Source organism: Hydrogenophaga sp. T66, from assembly GCF_057219855.1.
In genome coordinates, this window is record NZ_JBXVVX010000001.1 from 1940986 (window position 1) to 1947962 (window position 6977).

Below are 6977 nucleotides of genomic sequence, written 5' to 3' on the forward strand. Positions count from 1 at the left end.
GTCGCGCCACGGCTTTGTTTGAAATGCCCAAGAAATGAGCAGCGTGACGGACCGCACGGTCGTGTGCGCCCCGGGGTACGTCGGTCATCCCTCAAACCCCGTCGGTGATCCCTCCGGGGTGGCGTGGCTCGTGCGGGCGGGCGACGGCCGGCGGCTGCCGGTGGCGTCCGGTCACACGCTGTTGGCCGCGTTGCATGCCGCGGGCGAGGCCTGGCCGGCATCGTGCCGCAACGGCACGTGCCGCACCTGCCTGGGCTGGCTGGAAGCGGGCGCGGTGCGCCACACGGTGGAATGGCCGGGCCTGCTGCCGGAGGAAAAAGCCGCCGGCGCGGTGCTGCCCTGCGTGGCCTGCGCGGCGTCGGCGGAGGTGGTGCTCGGCGGCCCCGGAATCAGGCCGTGACCGGCGATGTGGGACTCAGGCGCGGGCGGCCGAGCCGCGCCGGCGAGGTGTATTCCTGCCGGTAGATCTCGAAGGGCAGCGAGTCGTTGGCCTCGATGGCTTTCTGGTCTTCGATCGATTGCGCGGCCATCGCTTCAAAGCGCGCCTGCTGCTTGGCGCTCCAGGGCAAGGCGAGCAGCTGGCGGTGGATTTCGGCCGACTGGGCGCGACCGAAATCGATGAAGCACTGGTCGTGGCGCTCCAGCGCCCGCAACACCCGGGCCGAGGGCAGCGTGTCGGGCGCTTGCAGCGCTTCGCGGGCCTGCGCCACGGCGCGGGTGTGTTCGTCGGTGCCGTCGAGCGCGTCCAGCCGCTCGGCGATCGGCAGCAATTCATCCACCAGCGACAACCCCCAGCCCAGCAGCGGCACGCGCTCGCCTCCGCGGCTCAGGGCCAGGCCGGGCTCGCGGCCGCGCGCGGCGGTGAGGTGCTGGTTCTCGCCGAGTTCGCGGATTTCGGCCGGCGTGTCCGGCGGGCTGTCGGCGAGCAGGCAGTGGAGCAGGAACACGTCGAGGAAGCGCAGCGTGGTCGCGCCAATGCCGATCGGCTCGAACGGGTTGAGGTCCATCAGGCGAACCTCGATGTATTCGACACCGCGCTCGCGCAGGGCATGCAGCGGGCGCTCGCCGGGGTAGATCACGCGCTTGGGGCGGATCGTGCCGTAGAACTCGTTTTCGATCTGCAACAGCGTGGTGGCGAGCTGGTTGTAGTCGCCCCCGGGGTTGCGGATGCCGACCGCCTCGTAGGCGGGCCACGGGCGCGTGAGCGCGTCGTGCAGCGAAGCGGCGTAGCCCTCCAGGCCGTTGTAGCTCACGGCGAGCGTGGCTTGCGCCTCGCTCTGGTAGCCCAGCCGCCCCATGCGCAGCGAGGTGCCGTGGGGCATGTGCAGCGTGCCGCGTTCGCCCAGCGGTTGCAGCGCGTGCTGCCGGCCTTCGACAAAGCTGGAGCAGACCGCCGGCGAGGCGCCAAACAGCGTGAGCAGCAGGAAGGCGTGGCGGCGGAAGTTGCGGATCAGCGCGAAGTAACCGTCGTTGTCCACCCCGGGCAGCGACCAGTTGTAGTGGATGCCGGAGATGGTCTGCATGCGCCGGCCGTAGCGGTGGCCCAGGCCCATGCGGTAGACGCTCTTGGCGCGGCCGACGTTGCTGCTGCCGTAGCGGCCCAGCGGGATCGTCTCGTCCGTGGGCAGGCCGCAGGGCATGCTGGAGGCCCAGAGCATTTCCTCGCCCGCCGCCCCGCCCTGCGCGCGCAGCGTGCGCACGGTGTACTGGTGCACCTCGGTGAGTTCGGCCAGGCAGGCGGCGACGCTGGCGTGCACGCCGGTGATGAGTTCGAGCTGCGACTCGCTGTAGTCGGTGGTGATGTGCGGGTGGGTGAGTGCGCTGCCCAGGCCCACCGGGTGCGGCGTGAGGGCGAGCTGCCCGTCGGGGCGCGCGCGCAGGCTTTCTTTCTCAAGCCCGCGGCGCATGCCGCGCAGGCGATCGGCGCCCAGGGCGTCCAGCCGTTGTTGCAGGGAGGTCATACCGGTCGTTCTCGGGCAGCGGGGCGAAGGAGGCGGGGCGGGGGAGCGGGAAGTTACCACGCCGGCGCGGTTTCTGCAGGCGCCACGGCGGCAGCCGGGCCGCCGATCCACGCCTCGATGACCGCCGGGTCGTGCGTCAGCCGCAGGGTGTCGAACGCGGCCTGGGCCTCGGGGTGGCGGTGGCGCAGGTAGTTGAGCCACTGCTTCAGGCGCCCGGCGCGGTGGCGCCGCTCGACGCGCGCGCTCACCTGGGCCCAGAAGGGAGCGAACAGCGGCCGCACCTCTTGCCAGCCCACGGGCGGGCCACCGGCGATCTCGCGCGCCAGACCCGGGTCGTTGATCTGGCCGCGCCCGACCATGAGGTGCTCGCAGCCGCTGATGGCGCGACAACGCCGCGCGTCGTCCACCGACCAGATCTCGCCGTTCGCGATCACCACCGGGCCGGCAGCGGGCAACACCGCGCGGACCTCGGCGATGCGCTCCCAGAACGCCGGTGGCCGGTAAGCGTGGGCCTTGGTGCGGGCGTGGATCACCAGCTCGCTGGCGCCAGCCTCGGCAATCGCCAGCGCGTTGTCCTCGGCCACGCGGTCGTCGTGGTAGCCCAGCCGCATCTTGGCCGACACCGGGATGTGCGCCGGCACCGCACGGCGCACCGCCGCCACGATGCGGCCGACCAGCTCGGGCTCATCCAGCAGCACCGCGCCGCCCCGGCTGTTGTTCACCGTCTTGGCCGGGCAGCCGAAGTTGAGGTCGATGCCGGGCGGGTTGAAGCCGGCCAGGCGCGCGGCGTTGTCGGCCAGACAGGCCGGATCGGAGCCGAGCAGCTGCGGCCGCACCGGCACGCCCGCGCGGGTGCGCCCGCCGCGCAGCAGCTCCGGCACGACGCGGGTGAACGCCCGCTCGGGCAGCAGGGTGTTGGTGATGCGGATGAATTCGCTGGTGCAGCGGTCCACGCCGCCGGTGCGCGTGAGCACATCGCGCAGCGTGGCGTCGAGCAGTCCTTCCATGGGGGCAAGCAGCAGCATGGGGGCGATTGTCCGGTTTCCCCCATGACCCCGCCGCCGGTGCGCCCGGCGTAGCATCGCGCCATGGCCGACGACCGCCCGACCGACCCCCCGCCTTCCCCCGCTGCCGCGGCCACGCACCTGCCGCGCCAGAGCGCCCTGTTGCGCGACCTGCTGCACCGCCGGCGTGTGGCGGCGCTGGCCACGCGCGACGCCGCCGGCGACCCGGCCGTGTCGCAGGTGCCCTACGCCATCGACGCCGCCAGCGCCACGCTGGTGGTCCACCTCAGCGCGCTGTCGGCCCACACCGCGCAGCTCGCGGCCGCGCCACGCGCCGCCCTGCTGATCGGCGAGGGCGAGGTCGCGGGCGAGCCGGTGCATGCGCTGGCCCGCGTGAGCCTCGCGGTGGACGCCGCCACACCGGCCACCGGCAGCGCCGACGAAGCCGCGGCGCGCGCCGCCTACACCGCGCGCTTCCCCGAGGCCGCCTTCATGACCGGGCTGGGTGACTTCCGCTTCGTCCGGCTGCGGCCCGTGGCCGGGCGCCACATCGCCGGCTTCGGCGCCGCCCGCGCGGTGGACGCCGACGAGCTGGCGCGGGTGCTGGGCGGCGGCGCGCCGTGACCCGCCCACCGGCCCCGGCGGCGCCCGCCGACGCGCTGACGGTCCTGCACGCCGACGATCACCTGATCGCGCTGGACAAGCCCGCCGGCCTGCTGGCCGTGCCGGGGCGCGGTCCCGACAAGCAGGATTGCCTCAGCGCCCGCGCGCAAGCCCGCTGGCCGGACGCGCTCGTCGTCCACCGCCTGGACATGGCCACCTCCGGCGTGGTGGTCATGGCGCGCGGACTGGATGCGCAGCGCGCCCTCAGCCGCGCCTTCGAGCGCCGCCAGACGCACAAGCGCTACGAGGCGCTGGTGGCCGGGCGGCTGGCGAATCCGCTGCCGGACAACGGCTGGAACACCATCGACCTGCCGCTGATGATCGACTGGCTCAACCGGCCGCGCAGCATCGTCCACGCCACGCACGGCAAGCCCAGCCTGACCCGCTGGCGGCTCGCGCCGGGCGATGTCCCGGCGGGGTGCGCGGGATTGGTCACGCGGGTAGAACTCGAACCCGTGACCGGACGAACCCATCAGTTGCGCGTGCACCTCCAGGCCATCGGCCACCCGATCGCCGGCGACCCGCTGTACGCCGACAGCGCCCAGCAGGCGCTGGCCCCGCGGCTGTGGCTGCACGCGGGCGAACTGACGGTGCCGCACCCGCTCGGCGGTGAGCCGATGCGCTTCACCAGCCCCTGCCCTTTTTGAAGGCCCCGAATCAGGAAACCGCCATGACCGACCGCCGCCGCTGCGTTGTGCTCACCGGGGCCTCCCGCGGCCTCGGTCTCGCCATGGCCCACGCGCTGATGGCGCAAGCGGCGGACTTGCGCCTGCTGTGCCTGTCGCGCCAGGGCGTCGCACCGCCGGCCGCCGCGGGCGCGCTGGTCGACGCCTGGGCCGTGGACCTTGCCGAGCCCGCGCCGGTCGCCCAGCGGCTGCACGACTGGCTCGCCGCGCTCGACCCCGCCACCGTGGCCAGCGCCACCCTGATCAACAACGCCGGCGTGCTCGCGCCGGCGGTGCCGCTGGCCGAGTGCCCGGCCGACGACCTCAGCCGCGCCCTGCGCGTGGGCCTGGAAGCCCCGATGGCCCTGACCGCGGCCTTCCTGCGCGCCACCGGCGCCTGGGTCGACAGCGGGTGGCGCGGGCCGCGGCGGGTGCTCAACGTGTCGTCCGGCCTCGGCCGGCGCGCCATGGCGGCGCAGGCGCCGTACGCCGCGGCCAAGGCCGGCCTCGACCACTTCACCCGCTGCGCCGCACTCGACGAAGCGGCCCGGCCCCACGGCGCGCGCCTCGTCTCGCTGGCGCCCGGCGTGATCGACACCGACATGCAGGTGCAGCTGCGCGCGGGCGACCCCCGGCGCTTTCCCGACCACGCGCGCTTCGTGCAACTCCAGACCCAGGGCCTGCTCACCACGCCCGAGACCGCCGCCCGGCAGGTGCTGGCATGGCTCGACCGGCCCGACTTCGGGCAGGAGCCGGTGGCCGACGTGCGCGACGCCTGACCCTCCCCCGCCCTCATGGCCTCCAACGCCCAACCGCTCAACACCATGCCCGCCCTGCACCGCCGCCACCTGCTCGCCGCCGGCCTCGCCTGGAGCGCCGGCCGCGCCCTGGCCACGCCCGACGACAGCCCCTTCTGGCGCCTCCTGCGCGAAGGCGGCTGCGTGGTGCTGATGCGCCATGCGCTCACCGAACCGGGCATCGGCGACCCCCCGGGCTTTCGGCTCGACCAGTGCAGCTCGCAGCGCCGCCTGAGCGACGAAGGGCGCGCCCAGGCACGTCGCGTGGGCAAAGCCTTCGAGCGCGCTGGCGTGACGCTGTCCGAGGTCCGCAGCAGCGCTTGGTGCCGTTGCACCGACACCGCCGACCTCGCGTTCGGCCGGCACACGGTGTGGGCCCCGCTGAACTCCTTCTTCCAGACCGGTGACCGCGACAGCCAGACCAGCGCCGTGCTCCAGGCCGTGGCTGGCGTGCGCGCGCCGGCCAACTGGATGCTGGTCACCCACCAGGTCAACATCACCGCACTGACCGGCGAAACACCCGCCATGGGCGAGCTGTTTGTCACCCGGCCCGGCGCATCCGACGGGCGTCTGCGGGTGCTCGCGCGGGGGAATCCCTGACCGCCACCGGGTAGGATGGCAAATCCTGTTCCGGCCCCCGCCATCCCTCCTGGAGTTGATCCCATGACCCGTGAAGTTTTCGTCGTCAGCGCCGTGCGCACCGCCATCGGCACCTTTGGCGGCAGCCTGAAAGACATCCCGCCCACCGAGCTGGGCGCCCTGGTGGTGAAAGAAGCGCTGGCGCGCGCCAACACCAGCGGACAGGACGTGGGCCATGTCGTGTTTGGCCACGTGGTCAACACCGAACCCAAGGACATGTACCTCTCCCGCGTGGCCGCCATCCAGGGCGGCTGCGCCGAAGGCACGCCGGCACTCAACGTGAACCGCCTGTGCGGCTCCGGCCTGCAGGCCATCGTCACGGCCAGCCAATCGATCCTGCTCGGCGACTGCGAGGTCGCCATCGGCGGCGGCGCCGAAAACATGAGCCGCGCGCCGTTTGCCAGCCTGAACATGCGCTGGGGCGCCCGCATGGGCGACACCAAGATGGTCGACATGATGATCGGCGCCCTGCACGACCCCTTCCACCACATCCACATGGGCGTCACCGCGGAAAACGTGGCGGCCCAGTACGGCATCACCCGCGAGATGCAGGACGCGCTGGCCGTGGAAAGCCACAACCGCGCCGAGCGCGCCACCGCCGAAGGCCGGTTCAAGGACCAGCTGGTGCCGGTCGTCCTCAAGAGCAAAAAGGGCGACGTCGCCTGGGCCACCGACGAGCATTTCCGCAGCGGCGCCCAGCTGGGCGATTTCGCCAAGCTCAAGCCCGTGTTCCTCAAGGAGAACGGCACCGTGACCGCCGGCAACGCCTCCGGCATCAACGACGCGGCAGCGGCTGTGGTGCTGATGAGCGGCGAGCAGGTGAAGGCGCGCGGCGCCAAGCCCCTGGCCCGTCTCGTGGGCTATGCCCACACCGCGCTCGACCCGAAGATCATGGGCGTGGGCCCAATCTCGGCCACGAAGGCCGTGCTGAAGAAAACCGGCCTGAGCGCGGCCGACCTCGACGTGATCGAGGCCAATGAGGCCTTCGCCGCCCAGGCCTGCGCCGTCACGCGCGAGCTGGGTCTGGACCCGGCCAAGGTCAACCCCAACGGCTCGGGCATCTCGCTCGGCCACCCCATCGGCGCCACCGGCGCGCTCATCACGGTCAAGGCCGTGCACGAGCTGCAGCGCATCGGCGGCCGCTACGCGCTGGTGACGATGTGCATCGGCGGCGGCCAGGGCATCGCCGCGATCTTCGAGAGGGTCTGATGCCCCCACGCTCCACCGCTGCGCGGGTCGCTGCCCCCC

The 6977-nt window shown here is 73.0% G+C and carries 8 protein-coding genes; 6 read left to right on the plus strand and 2 right to left on the minus strand.

Annotated elements, in window-relative coordinates:
* The first annotated feature begins 34 nt into the window (after positions 1-34).
* On the plus strand, positions 35-400 hold the full coding sequence (locus AC2D80_RS08920) for a 2Fe-2S iron-sulfur cluster-binding protein (RefSeq protein ID WP_484632613.1): 366 nt from the start codon (positions 35-37) through the stop codon (positions 398-400).
* On the opposite strand, the gene gshA is transcribed toward AC2D80_RS08920, so the two are convergent.
* On the minus strand, positions 390-1961 hold the full coding sequence (gene gshA, locus AC2D80_RS08925; protein ID WP_484632614.1) for a glutamate--cysteine ligase: 1572 nt from the start codon (positions 1959-1961) through the stop codon (positions 390-392). The genes AC2D80_RS08920 and gshA overlap by 11 nt on opposite strands.
* Positions 1962-2014: 53 nt before the next feature.
* Complete coding sequence (locus AC2D80_RS08930) at positions 2015-2986, minus strand: tRNA dihydrouridine synthase (RefSeq protein WP_484632615.1); 972 nt, start codon at positions 2984-2986, stop codon at positions 2015-2017.
* 63 nt (positions 2987-3049) lie between these two features.
* On the opposite strand from AC2D80_RS08930, the gene AC2D80_RS08935 reads away from it, so the two are divergent.
* The 5 genes from AC2D80_RS08935 to bktB all read left to right on the plus strand — a co-directional run bounded on the left by AC2D80_RS08935 (position 3050) and on the right by bktB (position 6938).
* Positions 3050-3589, plus strand: coding sequence for a pyridoxamine 5'-phosphate oxidase family protein (locus AC2D80_RS08935; RefSeq protein WP_484632616.1), 540 nt, complete (start codon positions 3050-3052; stop codon positions 3587-3589).
* Positions 3586-4275, plus strand: a complete 690-nt coding sequence (locus tag AC2D80_RS08940) for an RluA family pseudouridine synthase (protein ID WP_484632617.1) — start codon at positions 3586-3588, stop codon at positions 4273-4275. The genes AC2D80_RS08935 and AC2D80_RS08940 overlap by 4 nt, the downstream gene beginning before the upstream one ends.
* A gap of 23 nt (positions 4276-4298) precedes the next feature.
* Positions 4299-5072, plus strand: coding sequence for an SDR family NAD(P)-dependent oxidoreductase (locus AC2D80_RS08945; RefSeq protein ID WP_484632618.1), 774 nt, complete (start codon positions 4299-4301; stop codon positions 5070-5072).
* 15 nt (positions 5073-5087) lie between these two features.
* Positions 5088-5690: a histidine phosphatase family protein gene (locus AC2D80_RS08950; RefSeq protein WP_484632619.1), complete on the plus strand. Its 603-nt coding sequence runs from the start codon at positions 5088-5090 to the stop codon at positions 5688-5690.
* 63 nt (positions 5691-5753) lie between these two features.
* A complete protein-coding gene (gene bktB, locus AC2D80_RS08955) occupies positions 5754-6938 on the plus strand; it encodes a beta-ketothiolase BktB (RefSeq protein WP_484632620.1) in 1185 nt (394 codons plus the stop codon).
* Positions 6939-6977: the final 39 nt, after the last annotated feature.

What these genes read in the sequence shown, in the direction of transcription:
- AC2D80_RS08920 (WP_484632613.1), top strand. Translation starts at nt 35, where the DNA reads ATGAGCAGCGTGACGGACCGCACGGTCGTGTGCGCCCCGGGGTACGTC.
- gshA (WP_484632614.1), bottom strand. Translation starts at nt 1,961, where the DNA reads ATGACCTCCCTGCAACAACGGCTGGACGCCCTGGGCGCCGATCGCCTG.
- AC2D80_RS08950 (WP_484632619.1), top strand. Translation starts at nt 5,088, where the DNA reads ATGGCCTCCAACGCCCAACCGCTCAACACCATGCCCGCCCTGCACCGC.
- bktB (WP_484632620.1), top strand. Translation starts at nt 5,754, where the DNA reads ATGACCCGTGAAGTTTTCGTCGTCAGCGCCGTGCGCACCGCCATCGGC.
- AC2D80_RS08945 (WP_484632618.1), top strand. Translation starts at nt 4,299, where the DNA reads ATGACCGACCGCCGCCGCTGCGTTGTGCTCACCGGGGCCTCCCGCGGC.
- AC2D80_RS08930 (WP_484632615.1), bottom strand. Translation starts at nt 2,986, where the DNA reads ATGCTGCTGCTTGCCCCCATGGAAGGACTGCTCGACGCCACGCTGCGC.
- AC2D80_RS08935 (WP_484632616.1), top strand. Translation starts at nt 3,050, where the DNA reads ATGGCCGACGACCGCCCGACCGACCCCCCGCCTTCCCCCGCTGCCGCG.